Origin of the sequence: Agrobacterium pusense, from assembly GCF_900102105.1 — a bacterium.
Classification (GTDB): Bacteria; Pseudomonadota; Alphaproteobacteria; order Rhizobiales; family Rhizobiaceae; genus Agrobacterium; species Agrobacterium pusense.
On sequence record NZ_FNBB01000008.1, the window covers coordinates 211,789 to 232,134 of the forward strand.

Here is a 20,346-nt window from a genome sequence, read left to right on the forward strand (position 1 = left end):
GCTCCCCTCATCCTGTGCTTGTCACAGGAATCCAGCCGATGCGCGTCTGCACGGCGAAACAATCCCTCAGCCCAAAGACTTGGGCTGGCTGAATCTCTGTGACAAGCACAGAGATAAGGAGAGGACGGAGCACTATGAACAAGGCAAGCTTCGAGCCTGACGCGCCGATCTCAATCTTTGTGCACCCCGGCGATACAACGCACGGGTCATGTCACGACTTCTTCACACCGACGATCAAAAAGATCGGGCGGCGGTCTTCATGCTTCAGCTCCGGGCGCTCGGCCACCAAAGCCGGATCCGGTCGTGGTTCCGCCAGACGCGTCAGGGTGAAACCAGCGGACAGGAGGCCGTTGACGATAGCTGACACGGTGCGGTGATATTTCACCACATCGTCCGCCATCCAGTTGGAGTGGCGCACGCCCTCGTTCTGGTAGTTGTCGAGTGGCCAGTGCAGGATTTCGCCGTCCTCGCCGTAAAACCAGTCCTGTTTTTCCAGCGCCGTAAAAACGGGATGCTCGATGGAAAAAATGAAATCGCCGCCCGACTTCAGCACGGCGAAAATCCCTGCGAATGCCACGTCGAGATCGCGGACGTAATGCAGGGCAAGGGAACTCAGCACCACATCGAAACTCTGCCGCGGAAAATCGATGTCTTCGATAGCGGCGCGGCGATATTCGATGCCGGGCCCACCATTGATCTCGGCAGCGCGGCGCAACATGTTCTCCGAGAGATCGACGCCGACGACATGGCGTGCGCCCTGCTCCGCGGCAAAGCGGCAATGCCAGCCGAAACCGCAACCGAGGTCGAGAAAGGACTTGTCTTTCAGCGGGGGCAGCATGGCGCGCAATTCGTGCCACTCACCGGCCTGACGCAGACCTTCCACGGAACGCGGCATGGCGCTGTAGCGCTCGAAAAACCCGGGATCGTCGTAGATATTCTGTTTCATCGTCGCCTCTTAGGCCGCATTCCATCAATCGCATGAATAATGGCCGTCAAGAAAAGTCGCTAGTGGGGCCGGCTGACAAAAGATAATATTCATCCCATCATTGTGGAATCCGCGGCATGCTTTGCGCTTCTTTCAGAGGCGGGCGCTGCGAGGGGGGAATATTCATGTCGCAAGCCACTCGCCAGAGCATGCCCTGGCTGATTATCGCAGCCGGGTCGCTGATTGCGGTCATGACGTTCGGCCCCCGCTCCGCCATGGGCTTTTTCCAGTTGCCGATGCTGGCCGATACCGGCTGGGATCGTTCAACCTTCGGTCTTGCCATGGCGCTGCAGAACCTCTTCTGGGGTCTCGGCCAACCCTTCTTCGGCGCCATCGCCGATAAGTTCGGTACGGGCCGCGTGCTCGTGCTCTCGGGCTTTCTTTATGCGACGGGCCTCATCTGCATGTCCTTCGGCACATCGCCCTTCTGGCTGCATTTCGGCGGCGGCGTTCTCGTGGGGCTTGGCATTGCCGCAGGGTCCTTCAGCGTCATCCTTTCCGCCTTCGCCCGCCATGTCACGCCGCAGCAGCGTTCATTCGCCTTTGGTATCGGCACGGCGGCGGGTTCGGCAGGCATGTTCCTGTTTGCACCTATCAGCCAGGGGCTGATTTCCACCTATGGCTGGTCGGATAGTCTCGTCTGGCTCGCCGCCATGATGATGCTGGTGCCGCTGCTCGCCTTTTTCATGCGCGGAAACTCGTCCTCCGGCACCCAGTCGCAGGCGCAGTTCCAGCAGACCGCGGGCGAAGCGCTGAAGGAAGCGCTTGGCCACAAGAGCTATCTGCTGCTGACGACGGGCTTCTTCGTCTGTGGTTTCCAGGTGGCCTTCATCACCGCGCATTTCCCGGCCTATCTCGGCGATATCGGTATCGAACCACGCTACGCGGTGATTGCCATGGCGCTCATCGGCTTCTTCAACATCATCGGATCGCTGGCCGCCGGCGTCATCGCACAGCGTTATTCCAAGCCCTATTTCCTGGCCTATATCTATATTGCCCGTTCCGTGGTCGTGACTGCCTTTCTGCTTTTGCCGCAATCGCCGCTTTCAGTCATTCTCTTTGCTTCCGTCATGGGCATCCTCTGGCTCTCCACCGTGCCGCCCACAAATGCGCTGGTGGCCATCATGTTCGGCACGCGCCATCTCGGCATGCTCGGCGGCGTCGTGTTCCTCACCCACCAGATCGGCTCGTTCCTTGGCGTCTGGCTGGGCGGCTTTCTTTATGACAGGTTCGGTTCTTACGACCTCGTCTGGTGGCTTGGCGTCGGCATGGGGATTTTTGCGGCCGTCGTGCACTGGCCCATTGAGGAACGCCCCGCCCCACGGCCGGCCTTCGCCCAATAGCGATGGCCCGGAATTAACCCGCCCTGTCCAGTGCGGGCGGCGATCCCCTGCGCTCCAAAGCCTTCAGCGCCGCCTGCACGAAACCGTCGCGGGCGGCGTTTTCATTGAGCCCGCGCGGATCGTAGACATGGCGGTTGAGAAAATGGGCGGTCAGGCGAAAAGCTGCCGCAAGGCTCTCGGGATCAGCGGCTTTCGACTGGCCTTCGCCTAGAAAAGCCGGAAGCGACAGCATCCGGTCCGCATAGGGCGCTCCCGCCGTGCGGCAGACCGCCCTTCCCGTTTTCGGCGACACATAGATGAGATCGTTGCGCAGCCCCGTCGCCGCACATTCGGTAAGATCAAGCCCGAAACCGAGATCATTCAGCACCGCCAACTCGAAGCGCACGAAAAGTTCGCCTGCATCGGCCGGGTCGTGGAGATTATCGAGAATGATATCGAGCGCCTGATAAAGATGCGGATGCGGATCGCGCTCCGGCAAAAGCCTCAGCAGCGCCCCCATGGCCTGGACGCCGTATACGGCGGTGGCCGTTTCCATCAATTGCGCCGCGCGCAGTTGCAGGGGCTCGATGCGGTATTCTCCGAGATGATCGTCAAGGCGCGCGCGCCAGACGACGTCTACCCGGTTTCCCGCCTGCAGCACCGGCTGCATGCTGCGGGAGCGCCCGGAGCGCACCATGCCGAGATGGCGGCCGCGTGTGCGGGTCATCACCTCGGCGATGACACTCGTCTCGCCATGGCGTTTTACGCCGAGAATGATCGCCTCATCCTGCCACTGCATGAAACCTGTCCGAATTTCGATTCAAGCCCGATCATAACCGATCCGGCGGCGAAACGTTATTCTTTTACGGTAACACGCGCCGCATCGACGAGGCGGAGGACGAAATCGGTGATTTCATTTTCTCCGAAAGGCTTGCCGAGCAAGGGCGCATGCAGGAGATCTTCGGGGAATCCGGTCGTGTCGCCGTAACCGCTGACAAAACCGAAAGGAATGGACGCAGACCGCAAGTGGCGTGCAAAATCATAACTTTTACCGTCAGAAAGGCTGACATCGAGAAGCACGCAATCGGCGCCATCCTCTTCGAGAGCCTTCCTCGCCTGCGCAAGCGTTGTGGCGATGATAACGGTCTCCACACCCATCGACTGGAGAACCGCCTCAACATCGAGCGCCACCAGATATTCATCCTCAACGATGATAACCCGTTGTGGCACCATATTTTTCTTCCTAACAAAGAGAGCCGTCAGGCTCGAAGCCGTCGTCTTCGAAACGATTCTCCAGTGAGACATCATGGGAGCAGTCGCAAATTGCGGCTCGCCCGTCATTTAAAAAAGACATGTCGGAAGATCAGATAAACGGTCTCTGCCGCTTGCCGTCGCTTTCCCAGCCCGCAACTTGCGCCAGTCCGGCGTCATCCAGCACCAGACAGCCCTTGTCCGTCCAGCGGATAAGCCCGCGATCGACGAGCTTTCTCAGCGTCTTGTTGGTGTGGACGATGGAGAGGCCGAGCGTATCGGCCACGTGCTGCTGGGTGACAGGGATCGTCGCCTCCCCCTGCAGCAGCGCGACCGCTTTCGCCCTGCTGTAAAGGAAAGCGATAAGGTAGGCCGCGCGCTCAAGCGCCGTGCGACGGCCGATGCTGAGCAGATGACTGTCGAGCATGCGCTCTTCGCTCGCCGCAATCCATGTCAGATCATAGGCAAGCGTCGGGTGGTCGGTAAAGAGATTGTTGAGGCGCGATCGCTCGAAGACGCACAGCGTGACCGGCGACAAGGCCTCAACCGAGTGCTGCATTTCCCCCATCACCGTGCCCTGCAGGCCGACGAGGTCGCCCGGCATCACGTAATTCAGGATCTGCCGCCGGCCGTCCTCCAAAGTCTTGTAGCGAAATGCCCAGCCCGCAAGCACCGTGTAGAGGTGAGCGCTGTGCGAGCCTTCCATCAGAATGACGGAGCCGCTCTCCACCGCCAATTCCCCCGTCTTGAAACGGGACACGAAATCCAGTTCCGAAGAAGAAAAGTCCCTGAAATGCGGTAGATCGCGCAGCGGGCATTGCTGGCAGGGGGTGGTGGAAATCCCGTTCGGTTTTTTGGGTGACATGATTATCCATCATGAAAAAAGGTTGCGCCCAATTGTTTTTGGAACAACCCGTTCCAAGGATATTCGGTTCCCTGCCGGGAACAAAGACATCGCGCTCCTCCCACCGCGTTTCTGTATCCTCACAGAAACGCGGGAATGACGCGCTTTCAGCCTCGCGGGAATTCCAGCCCCATTTCGCGGAAACGCTCCGGGTCGTCGCCCCAGTTCTCGCGCACCTTGACGAACAGGAATAGATGCACCGGCTGTTCGAGGATTTCCGAGAGTTCCTTGCGCGAGGCGGTGGAGATCGCCTTGATGGCATCGCCGTTCTTGCCGAGCGCAATCTTTTTCTGGCTGTCGCGCTCGACATAGATCACCTGCTCGATACGCACCGAGCCATCCTTGCGCTCTTCCCACTTTTCCGTCTCGACATGCGAGGCATAGGGCAGTTCCTGGTGCAGGCGCAGGAACAGCTTTTCGCGGGTGATTTCGGCGGCAAGCTGGCGCATGGGCAGGTCGGAGATCTGGTCTTCCGGATAATACCATGGGCCTTCCGGCAATTCGGCAGCCAGATAGTTCATCAGGTCTTCACAACCGGAGCCATTGGTCGCCGAGATCATGAAGGTGCGGTCGAAGGCGACCGTCTCATTGGCGGCGGCGGCGAGCTTCAGGAGGTCTTCGCGCTTTACCTGGTCGATCTTGTTGAGGCAGAGGATTTTCTTCTGGGGGACGTCCTTCAGGCCTTCGAGAATCGCCTCAGCGTCGCCCTTCAGGCCGCGCTCGCTGTCGATCAAAAGAAGAATGAGATCGGCGTCCTTCGCGCCGCCCCAGGCGGAGGTGACCATGGCGCGGTCCAGCCGACGGCGCGGCTTGAAGATACCGGGCGTGTCCATGAACACGATCTGCGCGTTGTCGTGAATGGCGATGCCGCGCATGACCGCACGCGTCGTCTGCACCTTGTGGCTGACGATGGAAACCTTGGCGCCCACCAGCCGGTTTACCAGCGTCGACTTACCGGCATTTGTAGGGCCAATGAGGGCAACGAAGCCGGAGCGGGTCGGAAGGGCATTGTCTTCGCCTGTCGAGGCGGGGTTTTCGTGATCGGTCATGATATCCATTCAAGGTCAGAGGTATTCAACATGCGGCCAGAGGGCTCGCCATGCGCTTGATAGTCAGCTGCCGTCGCCGGTCAGCTCAGTTTCAGGTAGAGCTTTTCTGCCAGACGCCTTCGCGTTCCAGCAATCTGGTTGCCGCCACCTGCTCGGCCGCGCGCTTGGAACGCTCGACGCCGGTTTCCGGCTTTACGCCGGGAATTTCGACAGTCACCGTAAAGCGGGGATCGTGATCCGGTCCGGAGCGATCGTCAACCCGGTAAGATGGGGTGACCGCAAACTTTGCGTGCGCCCATTCCTGCAGTTCCGTTTTCGCGTCACGCCGTCCGGCATCCACGCTCGTGGCACGGCCCTGCCAATATTTCAGAATGAATTTGCGCGACGCATCGAGGCCCCCATCCAGATAGATGGTGGCAATCAGGCTTTCGACGACATCGGCGCGCACGTTCAGCATCGCCTTGCCGGTGAGTTTCTTGACGTCGGATCCGGTGCGGATGAAATTGTGCAGGCCCATCTCGTCAGCGATCGACGCGCAGGATTCGGCGCTGACCAGTTGGTTCAGACGCACCGAAAGCTCACCTTCGGAGGCATTGCGGAAGATGGAGAACAGAAGCTCTGCAACGCAGAGACCCAGAACGCGGTCGCCCAGAAACTCCAGACGCTCGTAATTGCCCGCCGCGGCGGAGCGGGCGCTGGCATGGGTCAAGGCCCGGTCGAGCCGGGCCTTTTCCTTGAACTCATATCCGATCAACGCTTCCAGACGGGCAATCTCGTCCGCGGAAAGCGGCTTGGTCTTGCTCATCCCACAACCTTGAACAGGCGGTCCCAACGCATGTTGGCCGGCCATTCCCAAATGCGGCTGAACGGCGTGTCGTTGCCCAAAGAGAAGAAGATGACGCTGGCGCGGCCAATCAGGTTTTCTTCCGGCACGAAACCGACATCGAAGCGGCTATCCAGCGAATTGTCTCTGTTGTCGCCCATCATGAAATAATGGCCTTCGGGGACCACGAATTCGCGGGTGTTGTCGCCGCGCGAGTCGGGCGACTGATCGAGCGTGTCGTAGGTAACGCCATTGTCAAGCGTTTCGCGGAAAACGGGCACGTTGGCGCCCGGATCGGCGCGATAATCCGACGTGAAGGTGCCGTCGGGCTGCTTGGGCACCGGCTGGCCGTTGATGAACAGCACGCCGTTCGTGACCTGAATTCGGTCGCCCGGCAGGCCGACCAGACGCTTGATGTAATCCACTTCAGGATTGGGCGGCAGGCGGAAGACCACGACATCGCCGCGCTTCGGCTTGCTGAACTCCAGAATGCGGCCCGAAAACAGGTTCGGCGAGAAAGGCAGCGAATATTTAGAATAGCCGTAGGAGAACTTGTTGACGAAAAGATAGTCGCCGACCAGCAGCGTCGGCATCATCGAGCCCGACGGGATGGTGAAGGGCTGAAACAGCACGGTGCGGATGACCATCGCCAGCAGCAGCGCCTGAATGATGACCTTGACGTTCTCCCAAAGGGCGTTCTGCTTCTTTTCCGCTTTTTCCGACACTTAAAGACCTGCCTGATTGTTTCCCGGCTTCTTCGATCCAAGAAGCTGACGGGCCGTTGCTTATCGCGCCTGGGGCGGGTGATGCTGTTTCACGCGGCCCGCAACGCTTTCATATTTCTGCGACTTCTCTAGAACCTTTCCAGCCCGAAGGGAAGCGCTTCTGTGACAGCCGTGCAAATAGAGCGCGCCCAACGGTGCCCCCAGGCCTCAATCGATCACGGGAAGCGCCTCGATGATCACAAATGCCTGAGCGTAAGGGTGGTCATCCGTGATCGTCAGGTGAATATTGGCGCGATGGCCTGCGGGCAGCATGGCCGCCAGTCGCTCCCCTGCCCCGTTTGTCAGCACCATGGTGGGCTTGCCGCCCGGAAGGTTGACGACGCCCATGTCCTTCCAGAAAACGCCGTTCGCAAGGCCGGTGCCAAGCGCCTTGGAACAGGCCTCCTTGGCGGCGAAACGCTTGGCATAGGACGCGGCGCGGTTCTTGCGGCCATCGGATTTGGCGCGCTCGATATCGGTAAAACACCGATGGGTGAAACGCTCGCCGAAGCGCTCGATCGATTTTTCAACGCGCCGGATGTCTATCAGGTCGCTTCCCAATCCAATGATCATTTCAACATCTCCAGAGAAGCATTCTTGTTGGCGGCGCGATGCGCGAGATTTTCCATCTTGCGGCGCTGAAAACCGTTGATGAGCCCATAAACGGCGATATAGGCGATGACCGCGCTGATGATGGCAGGCGGAACCGCACCAATGGTCATGGGTTCCAGCACCGGCGTCCATATCTGCCGGAATTCAAGATGGCTAAACAGCGCCACGAAATCCACATGCGCAGCACTTTCCGACGTCTTTCGCCCGAGAATGACATGTCCCAGCTCCCAGGTGGAGGCCCAGATGAAAGGAAATGTCAGCGGATTGGCGAAAGTCGTACCGAGTGCCGCCGCCACGAGGTTGACGCGCATGAGGAAACCGAGCGCCATGGCAATGATGATGTGAACACCGAGAAACGGCATCCACGCCACACCCACACCGATGGCGACACCGGCGGCAATGGAATGGGGAGAGGCGGAAAGCCTGAGCAGGCGCAACTTCATATAGCGCAACGAACGGGAAAAACCCGTTCGCGGCCAGAAGAGGTCGCGAATCTTCTCTGAAAAACCAAGGGGTTCACGGCGGCGAAACGGCATGGGGGCAGTCTATTTCATCACCCCGGCCGAGCCAAGAGCGTGGTAGGCAACAAAGAACTTTTGCCCGGTTATCCCACGCGATCATTGCAGATGCAGCATACCCGATCAGTCACACTGGACAGCGGCATGGAGGAGACGCGCTGAGGCGCGTATCTCCTGGGCTTGCGGTGCACAGGAAAACACAGGCCATTACCGCCGCGCTATCCGTGTCCATACGCATGGCGATTGGCTGCCATGCGCTCAGCGCATTACCGGCGGAACAGGCCGCGGTCGATTTCGCGCTGACGGAACTCGAGGTCGACATTCGATACCGAGCCGCTGAGATATTCGAATTCGCGTTCCTGGGTGGTCTTGCCACGAACGGCGCGAGCGATCTTGCGAAGCGGAGTAAACATGATTTTCGGTCCTTTCGGTTTGGAACGGGCGTTTCTCATCGGTGTTCATCCACCGGCACGCCGCGTTTCCTTCTCTTCAATTTCTGAGAGGAAAATAGTCGCAAACCGCATTAACCACCAGAGACAGGAAAAGGCCGCTGCCATGCACAGAACGCATAACAGCGGCCTTCCGCTATCTCAAAGGCATCAAAAATGCCTCAATCAAAGGCACGCGTGACCGTGGAGACGCAATCCAGATCCTTGAGCTGCGACAGAAGCTGGTTCAGCTGCCTGAGATCCCAGACTTCCACGTCCAGCGCCAACTCGGAGAAGTCAGTACCGATGCGGACCATGTTCAGCCCGCGAATATTGACGTCGAGCGTTGCGATCGACTGCGCCACCGAGGCAAGCGTGCCCGGCTCGTTCAACGCATTGATCATCACCCGCGCCATGAAGCGCGACTTGTTCGCTTCGTCCAGATCCCACCGCACATCGATCCAGCGTTCCGGCTCGTCATCGAAGCGCTGAAGCGCCGGCGCCTGGATTGGATAGATGGTGATGCCCTTGCCCTTTTCCATGATGCCGACGATGCGGTCCCCCGGAACGGCGCCGGCCGGCCCGAAATGCACATCGACATTGCCGGAAAGGCCACGAATGGGCAGCGGGTCAGGCCCGTCAAGCATTTCGGCCGCACCGTCATCCTCCAGCGCCGAACGGGACTTGCCCGGTATCTTGAAGACCATGCCCGAGGCGCTGCGCATGTTGAACCAGCCGTCGTCACCGGTCATCTTCACCGTCACGCGCTCGTCTTGATAATCCGGGAATACCGCGCGCAGCACATCGAGCGAGGAAACCTCGCCACGGCCGACGGCCGCGATGGCGTCCTCGACATCCTTCTGCGCCAGCCGATGCAGGACCGGCTTCAGCGCCTCCTTGGAGAAGGCCTTGCCGGCGCGTTCGAAGGTGCGCTCGAGAATGCGATAACCAAGGCCGGAATATTGTTTGCGGATGGCCATACGGGTGGCGCGGCGGATGGCCGAGCGGGCCTTGCCCGTCACCACCACCTCTTCCCATGCGGCGGGCGGCACCTGCACGCCGGAGCGGATGATCTCCACCTCGTCGCCATTGTTCAGCCGGGTGACGAGCGGCATGATCCGGCCGTTGATCTTGGCGCCAACGGTGGTGTCGCCGATATTGGTGTGCACCGCATAGGCAAAATCGATGGGCGTCGCGCCGCGCGGCAGGGCAATCAGCTTGCCCTTGGGCGTGAAGCAGAACACCTGATCCTGAAAGAGTTCCAGCTTGGTATGCTCAAGGAATTCTTCCGGGCTGTCGCCTTCCGCCAGCGATTCGATGGTGTGGCGCAGCCAGGAATAGGCGTTGCTTTCCGGCGAAAGCAGATCGCCCTCCCCGTTTTCGCCGTCCTTGTAGAGCGCGTGGGCGGCAATACCGAATTCGGCGATCTCATGCATGCGCTTGGTGCGGATCTGCAGCTCGATACGCTGGCGCGACGGGCCAACGATGGTGGTGTGGATGGAGCGATAGTCGTTCTGCTTCGGCGTGGAGATGTAATCCTTGAAGCGGCCCGGCACCACACGCCAGCGTGTATGCACGATGCCGAGCGCCCGATAGCAGGAGGGAATGTCGTCGACCAGAATGCGGAAACCGTAGACGTCAGACAGCTGCTCGAAAGAGAGCGACTTCGACTGCATCTTGCGAAACACCGAATAAGGCTTTTTCTGCCGACCCTTGACGCCCGCGCCGATGAGGCCGTTCGCCACGAGCAATTCACGCAGCTCGTCCTCGATCTTCTTGATGAGGCCTTCATTGCGCGTTTCCAGTTCCTGCAAACGGTTTGTCACCGTCTCATAGGCTTCCGGATTGAGATAACGGAAGGACAGGTCCTCCAGCTCGTCGCGCATGTCCTGCATGCCCATGCGGCCGGCGAGCGGCGCATAGATTTCCATGGTTTCCTCGGAAATGCGGCTGCGCTTGTCGGCCGGCATGTATTCCATGGTACGCATGTTGTGCAGGCGATCGGCGAGCTTCACCAGGAGGACGCGCACGTCATCGGAAATGGCGAGCAGCAGCTTGCGCAGGTTCTCCGCCTGTTTCGCCTTGCGGGTGACGAGATCAAGCTTCTTGAGCTTGGTCAGCCCTTCCACCAGCCGGCCGATGTCTTCGCCGAATAATTCGTCGATTTCAGCGCGAGTTGCGGTGGTGTCTTCGATCGTATCGTGCAGCAACGCCACCGCGATGGTCGATTCGTCGAGATGCATTTCAGTGAGGATTGCGGCAACTTCCAGCGGATGCGAGATGTAGGGGTCGCCATTGGCCCGCTTCTGCTGGCCGTGTTTCTGCATCGCGTAAACATAGGCCTTGTTCAGCAGGGCCTCATTCGCATCCGGTTTATATTTTTGAACCCGCTCAACGAGTTCGTATTGCCGCATCATGCGATATTCCACAAAAAGAAAGCGCGCCAACCTTGGGGTCGGCGCACAATGCTGCATCAATAAGGATCAGATTATGACGGCAACTATTGACAGACGGTAACCGCCATCTGCCAAAGGCGTCATAAAACCGGATCAATAATCGTCATTTTTTTCCGGCGGCACAAGGCCTTCGATACCGGCCAGCAGTTCTTCTTCCGACATCTGGTCGAAGGTGACGGTCTCCGGCTGGTCGTCTTCTTCGCTGTCGGCAGCGGCGGCGGCAAGCGTGACCGGATCGGGCTCGGGCTCGTCCACTTCCACGTGCTTCTGCAGCGAATGGATAAGGTCTTCCTTCAGATCGTCGGGAGACAGCGTCTCGTCGGCGATTTCACGCAGCGCAACGACGGGGTTCTTGTCATTATCGCGGTCAACCGTGATGGAAGAGCCCTGAGAAATCTGGCGCGCACGGTGGCTGGCGAGAAGCACCAGCTCGAAACGGTTGTCTACTTTATCAATGCAATCTTCAACTGTGACGCGGGCCATTGCCTGTCCTTTGCGGGTCGTAATGTCGTGGATCAGAGCGCCGTGCGGTCTTCAGGATGCACAAGGGTTGCTCTAACCTATTGAATCTGCGCTTCGTGCCTTGCGGAAAACACCTGGAATTTCTCGCGACGAAGCTTTCCAGCTTCCGATACAGCCATTGGCCGCGGAATTCAAGTTTTTCCTGTCTTTGGCGTCTTTTGGCACCTTATCCTCGATGTTTGGCGCCTGATGAACAAAATGTCTAGAAGAATTGTCTTGGAATAAGGGGGAAGGTAGCTTACTTAAAACGCAACGGCGGTACGCAAAGCGCGTTGATACGACATGATATTTAGCGCTATCGACCGGATATAAAAGCCAGATAATGGCCTTTCCAAAAAAAAGGAATGGGATGGAATGTTCGATCCACGGGAGAAAATTGCGCTCTTCATAGATGGAGCCAATCTTTATGCAGCATCGAAAAGCCTGGGATTCGATATCGACTACCGCAAGCTTCTGAAGGCGTTTCAAAAGCGCGGCTATCTGCTGCGCGCCTATTATTACACGGCCCTGATCGAAGATCAGGAATATTCCTCGATCCGCCCGCTGATCGACTGGCTAGACTATAACGGTTACAAGGTCGTGACGAAGCCGGCGAAGGAATTTACCGACGCGCTCGGCCGCCGCAAGATCAAGGGTAACATGGATATCGAACTGGCGGTCGACGCCATGGAGCAGTCCGAAACGGTCGATCACCTGGTGCTGTTTTCCGGCGACGGCGATTTCACCACGCTGGTGGACGCGCTGCAGCGTAAGGGCCGCAAGGTTTCCGTGGTTTCCACCATGGCCACCCAGCCAGCGATGATCGCCGACGACCTGCGCCGCCAGGCCGATCACTTCATCGACCTGATGACGCTGAAAGCCGAAATCGGACGCGATCCGAATGAGCGCCCTGCCCGGCACGCGGAAGGCCCCGAGACGGTCTGATCCCGATTTCGCAATCACCGATATTTCAAGAACGCGTCCGTCTCAAAGACTGGCGCGTTTTTGTTTACCCCCCCTATCGGCAGGGAAAAATTCCCCCTGAAATTAACAACCGTCAAATCCGGCCGGGGAAAATTATATCTTGGTTAATTTTAGACGTGTCTAAATCAAGTAACGGCACCAACGACATGATTTGGGTGCCAAAGCAGGATGACTAGACATGCATGGCCAAGAAAAAACCGACCGACAGCTCGAAGAAAGACTGAATTTTCTGGGGCTCGGCCACGAGCAGCGACAGAATCTCTCAGACATGAAGGGCGTCATCACCGGCTCTCTCGATGCGTCGCTGGACCGCTTCTATGCGAACGTGCGCTCGGTGCCGGAGACGGCGAAGTTCTTTGCCAATGACGCACATGTGCAGCACGCCAAGGGCATGCAACTCAAACACTGGACGAGAATCGCCTCCGGTACATTCAACGCGGACTATACAAATGCCGTGACCGCGATCGGCCGCACCCATGCCAGACTGGGGCTGGAGCCGCGATGGTACATTGGCGGTTATGCGCTGATGCTTGACGGCATCGTCAAGGCCCTGATCGAGTCGGAGTTGAAGGGCCTATTCATGGAGAAGAAGGCCAGGAAGGTGAAGGACGCCTTGTCCGCCACCATCAAGGCCGCCCTTCTGGACATGGACTATTCGATTTCCGTCTATCTCGACGTGCTCGCCGCCGAGCGGCATAAGGTAGAGGCCGAACAGGCGCAGATGAAGAAGGAGCAGGACCATATTCTCACGCTCCTCAACAGTGCCCTCGACCGGCTGGCCAACGGCGACCTCACCTCCAGCATCAACGAAAAGACCGCGCCGCAATTCGAAGGGCTGATCGCCAATTTCAACACCGCCGTCGGCAATCTCGCCGGTGCCTTCGCCCAGATCGTGGAGGAAGCGAACAAGATTTCCGGCAATACGCGCGAGCTCACCTCAGCCACCGATGACATGGCCCGCCGGACGGAGCAGCAGGCGGCCGCGCTTGAGGAAACCGCCGCAGCCGTCGAGGAAATCACCACCATTTCCAGATTGTCGGCGCAACGTTCCGAGGAGGCCAAGGCCATCGTCGAAAGTTCGGCCATCGAAGCAGCACGCTCTCGCAATGTGGTGACGGATGCGGTGAAAGCGATGGGCGCCATCGAGGACTCGTCGCAGAAGATCACCCAGATTATTTCCGTCATCGATGAGATTTCGTTCCAGACCAATCTATTGGCGTTGAACGCCGGCGTGGAAGCCGCGCGCGCCGGCGAGGCTGGCAAGGGTTTCGCCGTCGTCGCCCAGGAAGTACGTGAGCTGGCGCAACGCTCCGCCACCGCCGCAAAGGAAATCAAGACACTGATCGCCAAGTCATCCGAGGATGTGATGCAGGGCGTTTCGCTGGTGAACAAAACGGGTGAATCCCTGAATACGATCGGCAGCAAGGTCGATCACATCAAGGATCACATCACCTCGCTCACCAAGGCGGCGCAGGAACAATCCGTCGGCATTCAGGAAATCAGTGCGGCGATCAACAGCATGGACAATCTGACGCAGAAGAATGCGGCAATGGTGGAAGAGACCAATGCCGCCACGCACAATCTGAGCGATGTCAGCGCCAACCTCGCGGCGCTTGTCAGCCGGTTCAGCGTTTCGACGACGAAGGCACATGTGGAGCGGACGTACCGGGCGGCGTGACGGGCGCAGCGGACAGTAACAAACTCCCGTCATCCCGGCCTTGAGCCGGGATCCAGCCAGCCCAAGTCCTTGGGCTGAAAGGGCTCTTCTCACAGCGCAGACGCGCTGCGACTGGATGCCGGATCAAGTCCGGCATGACGGAGGAGCATGCTGCGAAAGGCGGCGAACTTAGGCCGCCCCACCCTTCAACAACCGCGACTTCTGCCGGTTCCAGTCGCGTTCCTTCTCCGTCTCGCGCTTGTCGTGCAGCTTCTTGCCTTTGGCGAGCGCCAGTTCCAGCTTCGCACGGCCCCTGTCGTTGAAGTAAATCTTGAGGGGCACCAGCGTCATGCCTTCGCGGTTGATGCCGGCGCGTAGGCGGTTGATCTCGCGCTTGCTCAGGAGCAGCTTGCGGCGGCGGCGCGGCTCATGGTTGAAACGGTTCGCCTGCAGATATTCCGGCAGGTGGGAATTAATGAGCCAGATTTCATCGCCCTCGTCCGACGCGTAGGATTCGGCAATGTTCGCCTTGCCTTCGCGCAGCGACTTGACCTCGGTGCCGGTCAGCACCAGTCCTGCCTCATAGGTGTCGACGATTTCGTAGTTGAAACGGGCCTTGCGGTTTTCCGCAACGATCTTGTTCACCACGCGCTGGCTGCCTTTGGGGGCCATGATATTTCAATCCCTTGTTTTTCTTATTGCGCCTTCGGCCTGCCGCCGAGAGCGGTTTTCGAACCTCTATTTAGTATCGTCGCCACGAAAAGAAAAGGCGCGCGGGACTGCTTCTGCTGCGAAGCGGTCCATTGCGCGCCTTCCGGCTTTTCAGACCTGTCTCAGTTCATCAGGCCGGCATGCTTCAGCGCCGCATCGATGGCTGCTTCGGTTGCCGGTTCCAGCGTGCTCATCAAGGGCGAACGCACACGGCGGTTGCCGCCGCGCGTCTTCGACAGCGCATATTTTGTGCCGCAGACGCCTGGCTCCATGAAGATGGCCTTGTGCAGCGGCATCAGGCGATCCTGGTACTCCAGCGCCTTGGCATAATCGCCGGCAAGCATCGCCGCCTGGAATTCCGAACAGAGGCGCGGTGCCACGTTGGCCGTGACGGAAATGCAGCCGACACCGCCATGGGCGTTGAAGCCGAGAGCGGTACCGTCTTCACCCGAGAGCTGGACGAAATCCTTGCCGCAGGAAATGCGCTGTTCGGAAACGCGGTCGATCTTGCCCGTCGCGTCCTTGACGCCAACGATGTTCTTATGGGCCTTGACCAGAGCGCCCATGGTTTCCGGCAACATATCCACCACCGAGCGCGGCGGAATATTGTAGATGACGATGGGCAGCTTCACCGCTTCCGCGACGGCGGAGAAATGGGCGAACAGGCCCTTCTGGGTCGGCTTGTTGTAATAGGGGGTAACCACCAGCAGCGCATCCGCACCCGCTTCCTGCGCATGCAGGGCCAGCTCGATCGCTTCATCGGTATTGTTGGAGCCTGCACCCGCAATGACCGGAACCCGTTTCGCCGCAACCTCGATGCACAGTTCAACGACACGTTTGTGCTCGTCGTGGGAAAGCGTCGGGGATTCCCCCGTCGTGCCCACCGGCACAAGTCCGTTACTGCCTTCGGCGATCTGCCATTCCACATGGGCGGCGAAAGCCTTTTCGTCCACGGCGCCATTGTCCGTGAACGGGGTAATGAGGGCGGGAATTGATCCCTTGAACATGCAAAGCTCCTGGCGCCGAGCCGGTTCATGCTTCGGCCGCATTCGATGGTTAAAACCGGCACACATTAGTGCCAGCCCTTGGCGCCGACAAGCGCAAAGGCAGCGTATTTTGTCCGAAATTGTCGGAAGTGTGACAGTGTTCGGGCCGTGATCTGCAAGCATTAAATGCACATAGCGAAAAGCGACATTGCTCGCGGGCCGGTGAATAAAAGTTGATTGAATTGCAGGGTCGCGCTTAACATTTCATTAAGCCTGAAATCCCAAGATTTCCGGGCGGGAGATCAGACCTTTTTCGGCAATCCCGCTGCAATGTAGCGATATTAGAAGAAAGTCGGCAACTCCGTTACACGATGAAGAACGGCATGAAAAAAACAGTCTGGGGATTGATGGCGGCGGGCCTTGCCGCAACCGTGTGGAACGCGCTGGCCGGGCCGCTGCCCGAGGGCGCCGCGCCGCTTCCCTATGTGAAGCCGGATGCGCCCACCGTTCCCGCTTTCATGCCCGCTTCGCCAGAGGTTACCGGCGCCATTCCCCGCCTTAACCGGCCCGATGATGCGAGCCAGCTGAAGGCAGGCCTCGACGCGCTTTCCGGGCGCGATGCGGCGCGGGCCATCGCGCTGCGCAACGCCATGCCGACCGGCAGTCTGGACCGTCACATCCTCACATGGGCAATCGCCGTTTCGGGCCAGAAGGATGTGCCTTCAGCCGAAATCGCCGCAGCACAGCGCGAACTCGCCGGCTGGCCGGGCGCCGCGACTTTGCGGGCCAATTCCGAAAAAGCGCTTTATCGCGAGGACCCGCCGGCACAGCAGGTGCTTGCTGCATTCGGCGGCAGCAAGCCAGAAACGGCGGAGGGCACGGTGGTTCTCGCCAAGGCGCTGGCCGCCTCCGACAAGGTCGTGGATTCGCAGCACCTCATTCGCCAGCTGTGGGTGAGCGAAGGCATGGACAAGGATATGGAAGACCGCGTGCTGGCCGCCTTTCCTGCCTATCTGACGGCCGCGGACCACAAGGCGCGCATGGATTATCTGATGTATCGCAGCCGCATCAGCCAGGCGAAACGTTTCGGCGAACTCGGCAAGGCGCAGTCCCTTTACAATGCCTGGGCGGCTGTACTGCAGCGTTCCGCCAATGCCGGCGCCCTGCTCGGCAAGGTGGATGCCGGCTGGCGCGATGATCCCGCATTCCTTTTCGCGCGCGTGGAGAACCTGCGCAACCAGCAGAAATATCCGGAAGCGGCGGCTCTTCTGCGGCAGGCGCCGAAGGATACTGCCAAGCTGGTCAATCCAGGCGAATGGTGGAACGAGCGGCGAATCATCGCGCGCGGTCTCGCCGATCTCGGCGATTTTGCCGAAGCCTATCGTATCGTCGCCAATCACAATGCCACATCAGCGGTGGATGTCGCCGATGCCGAGTTTCATGCCGGCTGGTATGCTCTGCGGGCGATGCGCGACCCGGCCACGGCTTCGCGTCATTTCAACGCCCTGCTCCAGACATCAAACCGGCCACTTTCGGCCTCCCGCGCCTATTACTGGCTCGGAAGGGCGGCCGAAGCCGGAGGACCCGGCGATGCACGCGACTTCTTTGCAAAGGCGGCAGCCCATCCCGGTACGTTTTACGGCCAGCTTGCCGCTGCACGGATCGGCACGAAGACGCTGAACGTGACCTATCCCAGCCCGAGCAATGGCGACCGAGAACGCTTTGCCGGCCGCGAAGCCGTGCGCGCCATAGACCGCTTGGAGGCGGCAGGTTACGGCTGGCGCGCCGACAGCCTTTACAGGTCGCTGGCCGAACAGCTCGACAGTCCCGGCGAGCTTGCCATTCTGGCGGCGCGGGCTGAGGGCAACGGTAATCATCAGGTCTCGCTGCAGATCGGCAAGACGGCCTTCAGCCGCGGTATCGATGCGGCGGCCCTTGCCTATCCGCTCGGCGTCATTCCCGCCAGCGCCAATATTGCCGGCTCCGGAAAGGCGCTTGCCTATGCGATCGCCCGGCAGGAAAGCGCCTTCAACCCCGCCGCCGTCTCCGCCGCCAATGCCCGCGGCCTGCTGCAACTGCTGCCCGGAACCGCCAAGGGCGTGGCCGGCCGCCACGGCCTGCCCTACACGCAGGCGATGCTGACCAGCGATGCGGGCTATAACGCCACGCTCGGCGCCCATTATCTCGGCGAGCAGATCGACAGCTTCGGTGGCTCCTACATCCTCACCTTCATCGCCTATAATGCCGGCCCGAAACGTGTCCCCGAATGGATCGCCCGTTATGGCGACCCGCGCGGCAAGCCTATCGATGAGGTGGTTGACTGGATCGAGCGCATCCCCTTCCCCGAAACACGCAATTACGTGCAGCGGGTGATGGAGAATTATCAGGTCTACAAGACGAGGCTCGGGCAACAGGCCGATATCGTTGATGATCTGCGCCATGGGCGCTCCGGGTAAAGGCGGTTTCCCTAGCCGACGAGCGGCGCATTCAAGCACCTGCCGGCGAGCGCTTCTGACCACTGTGAAGCCTAAGGTTCCTTGCGTCATGCTCGGGCCCGTTCCGAGCATCTGCAGCGTTCAGATTTCATGCGACGTGATTGGATCACTGGGGCAAGCCCAGGGATGACACCAACGGCTTGGACAGATGAGCGACAGGTGGGCTGGTCGATGCTTCAAAGCACACGCGATGCCCGACGACTTACAGTCCCATCCGGTCTTCCAAAAGAAAAACCCCGGCATTTCTGCCGGGGTTTCCATCACTGACAATGTCAGATCAGATTAGAACGTGCGCTGGAGGCGAACGAAACCGGTAACTTCGTCGTCTGCACCGTCTTCGTCGTAGTAGTTGGCGGTGATCTTGGTAGCCAGACCTTCGGTGATCTTGTAGTCGACCGTCAGACCAGCAGTCCAAGCGTCGCGGTCACCAACGAAATCGCCATCAGCAGGATTTACGTCGAGCTTGCCAAGATACTCAAAGCCGGGAGTAAGCGTCAGACGATCAGTCGCCTTGATAGCGTACTCAACAGCGACAGCCCATTCGGATTTCGCGTAGTAAGCGTTGTCGCCCGAAGCCCATACACCTGCAAGACCAAAGGTGCCCGGACCAATGTCTGCAAAGAGCATGCCACGAACAGCAACGTTCTCTGCGTCGAAGTCGTAGCTGGCAATGAGGTTAGCCGTGACAGCGCCAAACTTGGCACCGATCATGCCGCCGATACCGACGTTGTTATCATCCTCGTACTGGTACTGACCGTACTGGCCTTCCAATTCGTCAACCGAGAGAGCGGCCTGGAATGAGCCTGCGTCGTATGTGTACTTGATCGAGTTAAACAAAGTGTTGGTCGACAGAATGTCGGTTTCGCCGTTCAGATCGTCATCCCACCAGCTGTAGAACTTACCGACCTTCAGGCCGCCGAGTTCGATGAAGGCTTGGTCAACAAAAACGCTCGAAGACGAGGACGAGCCGTTGTCAGCGTTGCCGCGGAAGCCGATGAAGCCACGCAGAGCGCCGAGCTCGGTGTCGGTGCGGGTGTCAACTTCGAACTGAGCGCGTGTGAAGGAGTCCCAGTCAGACGTGCCGGACGCGTCGCGACCGAAGTTGGTCTGGAAACGGATATAACCGCCGAACTTCAAGCAGGTTTCGGTGCCGGGGATGTAGAAAAAGCCGGTGCCGAAAGCGTCGCAAACGCGAACGTATTCCAGGGGCTCGGGCTCAGCAGCGACGATTGCGTCAGCGGCCTGTGCGCCGGATACTGCTGCGAGAGCCGCAGCGGAGCCAATCAGAAGGCTCTTGATGTTCATGGTTGACCTCCAGTCAAACGCTAATTTGCTAAGCAGCGGGTGGGAAGCGCAGATAGATGCGTGCCGCTTATGGATTTGATTAGAGCCAAAACCGTGCGGCTCGGCAATCTCAATCATGACAAAAGAGAGACAGTAAGGTGTCCTTAGTTTTTCATTGTTGCGAAATAGCTACAATTCTAATGGTCGAGCCTAATGGCCGCGTCCGTTCGTTAAAAAATCGTTAATTACTGATGCGTTTCAAAAGCTTAGCCAGACCCGTGGATGCTTGCCCAGGCTGTGGCAGTCACTTCGAAATCGTCAAAAATCTGGAAAACGATATTTGGGATCGAATATCTTGCCGCTTTAACCGCCGCATTTTCACTGGATCCACTCTGTCCGTCCAGCTATCTCGCGAATCACCGCTGTACGAAAAACGGCGCCTACTCCTTTTCCTGAATCGATATTCCCGCTGGGATAACAAAAAAGCCCCGGCATTTCTGCCGAGGCCTCCATCACTGACTATGTCAGATCAGATTAGAACGAACGCTGCAGACGGATGAAGCCGTTTACGTCGTCGTCAACGTTGTCGACGTCGAGGTAGTTAACTGCAACCTTC

The 20,346-nt window shown here is 59.0% G+C and carries 19 protein-coding genes; 4 read left to right on the forward strand and 15 right to left on the reverse strand.

Annotated elements, in window-relative coordinates:
* Positions 1–211: 211 nt before the first annotated feature.
* The gene (locus BLU28_RS18380) at positions 212–946 is read right to left on the reverse strand and encodes a class I SAM-dependent methyltransferase (protein ID WP_077987756.1); all 735 of its coding nucleotides are present in this window, start codon (positions 944–946) and stop codon (positions 212–214) included.
* A gap of 164 nt (positions 947–1,110) precedes the next feature.
* Here BLU28_RS18380 and BLU28_RS18385 point away from each other — a divergent pair, with 164 nt between their 5' ends.
* A complete protein-coding gene (locus BLU28_RS18385) occupies positions 1,111–2,328 on the forward strand; it encodes an MFS transporter (protein WP_004440927.1) in 1,218 nt (405 codons plus the stop codon).
* 13 nt (positions 2,329–2,341) lie between these two features.
* On the opposite strand, the gene recO is transcribed toward BLU28_RS18385, so the two are convergent.
* From recO to rpoZ, 11 genes are all read right to left on the reverse strand, one after another.
* Entirely contained in the window at positions 2,342–3,106 is a 765-nt protein-coding gene (recO, locus tag BLU28_RS18390; RefSeq protein ID WP_006699397.1) for a DNA repair protein RecO, read from the reverse strand.
* Between the two features lie 56 nt (positions 3,107–3,162).
* A complete protein-coding gene (locus BLU28_RS18395; RefSeq protein WP_004440922.1) occupies positions 3,163–3,540 on the reverse strand; it encodes a response regulator in 378 nt (125 codons plus the stop codon).
* A 130-nt stretch (positions 3,541–3,670) separates the two neighbouring features.
* Complete coding sequence (locus tag BLU28_RS18400) at positions 3,671–4,423, reverse strand: Crp/Fnr family transcriptional regulator (RefSeq protein WP_004440919.1); 753 nt, start codon at positions 4,421–4,423, stop codon at positions 3,671–3,673.
* Positions 4,424–4,569: 146 nt separating this feature from the next.
* Positions 4,570–5,520, reverse strand: a complete 951-nt coding sequence (gene era / locus BLU28_RS18405; protein WP_022555902.1) for a GTPase Era — start codon at positions 5,518–5,520, stop codon at positions 4,570–4,572.
* 82 nt (positions 5,521–5,602) lie between these two features.
* On the reverse strand, positions 5,603–6,316 hold the full coding sequence (gene rnc / locus BLU28_RS18410) for a ribonuclease III (RefSeq protein WP_045534157.1): 714 nt from the start codon (positions 6,314–6,316) through the stop codon (positions 5,603–5,605).
* Complete coding sequence (lepB, locus tag BLU28_RS18415; RefSeq protein ID WP_003509951.1) at positions 6,313–7,059, reverse strand: signal peptidase I; 747 nt, start codon at positions 7,057–7,059, stop codon at positions 6,313–6,315. Before lepB ends, rnc begins: the two co-directional genes overlap by 4 nt.
* Positions 7,060–7,266: 207 nt before the next feature.
* Positions 7,267–7,671 (reverse strand): holo-ACP synthase, encoded by a 405-nt coding sequence (gene acpS / locus BLU28_RS18420; RefSeq protein WP_004440912.1) that lies wholly within the window; start codon positions 7,669–7,671, stop codon positions 7,267–7,269.
* Complete coding sequence (locus BLU28_RS18425) at positions 7,668–8,246, reverse strand: DUF2062 domain-containing protein (RefSeq protein ID WP_006699396.1); 579 nt, start codon at positions 8,244–8,246, stop codon at positions 7,668–7,670. The genes acpS and BLU28_RS18425 overlap by 4 nt, the downstream gene beginning before the upstream one ends.
* A gap of 248 nt (positions 8,247–8,494) precedes the next feature.
* A complete protein-coding gene (locus BLU28_RS18430; protein WP_003496944.1) occupies positions 8,495–8,641 on the reverse strand; it encodes a hypothetical protein in 147 nt (48 codons plus the stop codon).
* A 197-nt stretch (positions 8,642–8,838) separates the two neighbouring features.
* Positions 8,839–11,073: a RelA/SpoT family protein gene (locus tag BLU28_RS18435; protein ID WP_004440906.1), complete on the reverse strand. Its 2,235-nt coding sequence runs from the start codon at positions 11,071–11,073 to the stop codon at positions 8,839–8,841.
* A 132-nt stretch (positions 11,074–11,205) separates the two neighbouring features.
* Positions 11,206–11,595 carry a DNA-directed RNA polymerase subunit omega gene (gene rpoZ, locus BLU28_RS18440; RefSeq protein WP_003521126.1) on the reverse strand — a complete coding sequence of 130 codons (390 nt, stop codon included), beginning with the start codon at positions 11,593–11,595 and terminating at the stop codon, positions 11,206–11,208.
* A 393-nt stretch (positions 11,596–11,988) separates the two neighbouring features.
* Between rpoZ and BLU28_RS18445 the strand changes: the two genes are divergently transcribed.
* Entirely contained in the window at positions 11,989–12,558 is a 570-nt protein-coding gene (locus BLU28_RS18445) for a LabA-like NYN domain-containing protein (RefSeq protein ID WP_004440903.1), read from the forward strand.
* Positions 12,559–12,775: 217 nt separating this feature from the next.
* The gene (locus BLU28_RS18450; RefSeq protein ID WP_077987755.1) at positions 12,776–14,275 is read left to right on the forward strand and encodes a globin-coupled sensor protein; all 1,500 of its coding nucleotides are present in this window, start codon (positions 12,776–12,778) and stop codon (positions 14,273–14,275) included.
* A gap of 168 nt (positions 14,276–14,443) precedes the next feature.
* On the opposite strand, the gene smpB is transcribed toward BLU28_RS18450, so the two are convergent.
* Positions 14,444–14,926, reverse strand: a complete 483-nt coding sequence (gene smpB, locus BLU28_RS18455) for an SsrA-binding protein SmpB (protein WP_004440898.1) — start codon at positions 14,924–14,926, stop codon at positions 14,444–14,446.
* 161 nt (positions 14,927–15,087) lie between these two features.
* Entirely contained in the window at positions 15,088–15,972 is an 885-nt protein-coding gene (dapA, locus tag BLU28_RS18460; RefSeq protein ID WP_004440897.1) for a 4-hydroxy-tetrahydrodipicolinate synthase, read from the reverse strand.
* A gap of 362 nt (positions 15,973–16,334) precedes the next feature.
* Between dapA and BLU28_RS18470 the strand changes: the two genes are divergently transcribed.
* Positions 16,335–18,407, forward strand: a complete 2,073-nt coding sequence (locus BLU28_RS18470) for a lytic transglycosylase domain-containing protein (protein ID WP_168247132.1) — start codon at positions 16,335–16,337, stop codon at positions 18,405–18,407.
* Positions 18,408–18,728: 321 nt separating this feature from the next.
* Here BLU28_RS18470 and BLU28_RS18475 read toward each other — a convergent pair whose 3' ends face one another.
* On the reverse strand, positions 18,729–19,751 hold the full coding sequence (locus BLU28_RS18475; protein ID WP_037095126.1) for a porin: 1,023 nt from the start codon (positions 19,749–19,751) through the stop codon (positions 18,729–18,731).
* Between the last annotated feature and the right edge of the window lie 595 nt (positions 19,752–20,346).